Source organism: Lacticaseibacillus salsurivasis, from assembly GCF_036246225.1.
In the GTDB taxonomy this organism is placed as follows: domain Bacteria; phylum Bacillota; class Bacilli; order Lactobacillales; family Lactobacillaceae; genus Lacticaseibacillus; species Lacticaseibacillus salsurivasis.
In genome coordinates, this window is the sequence record NZ_BTTP01000045.1 from 1 (window position 1) to 1,118 (window position 1,118).

The 1,118-nt window shown below is 49.6% G+C and carries 1 protein-coding gene; it reads left to right on the plus strand.

Annotated features, from left to right (window positions below):
* Nucleotides 1–109 precede the first annotated feature (109 nt).
* The gene (locus AAA927_RS12860) at nucleotides 110–1,108 is read left to right on the plus strand and encodes an IS30 family transposase (RefSeq protein WP_338218160.1); all 999 of its coding nucleotides are present in this window, start codon (nucleotides 110–112) and stop codon (nucleotides 1,106–1,108) included.
* Nucleotides 1,109–1,118: the final 10 nt, after the last annotated feature.

Consider the following 1,118-nt stretch of genomic DNA (forward strand, 5'->3'; position numbering starts at 1 on the left):
GACGGATTTACAATTCAAGTGCAACAAATTAGTCAAATAGAAAAGACTCATAGCCTGAGTCCTTGTAAAATGGAATCACCACAACACCAACTACAAGGAGAACTCGGCTATGAGTCCGTACACCCATCTTACCTTAAAAGACCGTGAATCGATACTACTTGGTATCTCTACAGGCAAAACTCTTGATACTATCGCCAAAGAGATAGGCCGTTCCAAGAGTACAATCAGTCGTGAAATTGCACGTAACGGCGGCTGGCAAGGCTATTCAGCGGCCGATGCTCAGGACCGTTACCGGCGGGTGCGCTTGGCTAGCAGGCGTCCTCGGATCCTCACTCGACCGGAGACTCGAGACGCCGTCATTCGATATATCACGGTGCTACATTGGTCGCCTGAGCAGATCGCCGGTCGCTTGTCACTAGAAGGTAGTCCTATTCGCATCAGCTATTCGACTATCTACAGGGGTATCTACCTAGATAATCTCGGCGTTCCCTTGAAGAGCCATGGTGCTCGGGGCCTACCAAGGCAGCTTCGACACCGAGGTAAGACGCGCAAAATCAAAGGTACCATAAATGAACACCGAGGGCGCTTCAATGACGTGCCATCCATTCACGACCGACCCCGGTCGGCAGAAAATCGCAGCTGGTTTGGTCACTGGGAAGGCGATACAGTACGCGGCAAAACAGGGCACTCTGCATTAGTAACACTAGTTGACCGTAGATCACGTTATCTACTTTCGAAGCGAACGGCCAACGCAAAAGCTGACACTGTTAGAGACGTCATAATCGAGCTGCTTGGTGCCTTACCAGCTAACCGAGTAAGAACAGTAACTCCTGACCGTGGAAGGGAGTTTGCCCGGTACACGGAGCTGGCAGAACGTCTGAATACAAAGCTCTTCTTTCCTGACCCACACGCACCTCAACAACGAGGAACTAACGAAAATACCAACGGACTGATTAGAGAATATTTTCCCAAGAACACAGACCTAGACCTTCAGAGCGACCAGGAAATTGAGACTTATATTGAACAACTGAATAACCGACCACGCAAGGTCTTAGGCTGGAAGACGCCATCAGAAGTCTTCCTGGGTAAAAAGTTGCACTTGAGTTGACAATTCGTCG

Bases quoted from the DNA above. Each gene is read 5' to 3' on its own strand.
- AAA927_RS12860 (WP_338218160.1), top strand. From the start codon at position 110: ATGAGTCCGTACACCCATCTTACCTTAAAAGACCGTGAATCGATACTA.